Raw genomic sequence first — 640 nt, 5'->3', positions numbered from 1 at the left:
ATTCTATTTTGCAGTGCAAAATCATTTAGCTTATATACTACTCCATCAATTTCATAAGGTAAATTTTCTCTATTGGTTTTGAGATATTCGTAAAAGGCGAAAATTTCTTCTTCAGAACTCGCAAGTTTAGATACTTCATTAATGTTAAAGCCGCATTCTTTTAATTTTGTAAGTAATTGATCTTGTGAAGAAGCGAGATTCTGTTCAGTTACCCCTCCTGAATATACAAAATATTTGAGCGGTCTTTTAGCCGTATCCGCTCTAGATATCGTCGGTAAACTACCGGTAAATACGACTATCTTGTCCGTTAAACTACTCTGTTCTCTAGTCTCTTTATAATCTTCAATATTTAATATTTCACCAAGTTTTTTGATAAGCTCAACATTTTCTTTAACATCCAAAAAATCAATAATATCTACTAAAATCTTATCACCGATTCCTTCTAAATTGTTTAGTTTTTGATAAATATCAGGCTCATTTGTTCTAAGCAATTCCATTTGAGCTATAAAATTATTATAGCTGCCAAATTCTCTAGCAAGCAATTTAGCATTTTGTTCACCGATATGCCTTATGCCTAATGCATATATAAATCTTGGCAAACTAACGTTTTTTGATTTTTCTATATTTTTAAAAAGATTTT

Annotated in this window: 1 protein-coding gene; it reads right to left on the bottom strand. The window is 30.2% G+C overall.

Translation table 11 applies throughout. The annotated features are described in order from the left end of the window. The coding region (locus O6R16_RS08040; RefSeq protein WP_499680709.1) for a helix-hairpin-helix domain-containing protein at nucleotides 1-640 on the bottom strand (640 nt) is incomplete at both ends.

This window comes from Candidatus Rickettsia tasmaniensis (assembly GCF_036857515.1).
Lineage (GTDB): Bacteria > Pseudomonadota > Alphaproteobacteria > Rickettsiales > Rickettsiaceae > Rickettsia > Rickettsia rickettsii.
The sequence above is the reverse complement of the archived record's forward strand: the minus strand, read 5'-3'. Positions and strand labels throughout refer to the sequence as shown.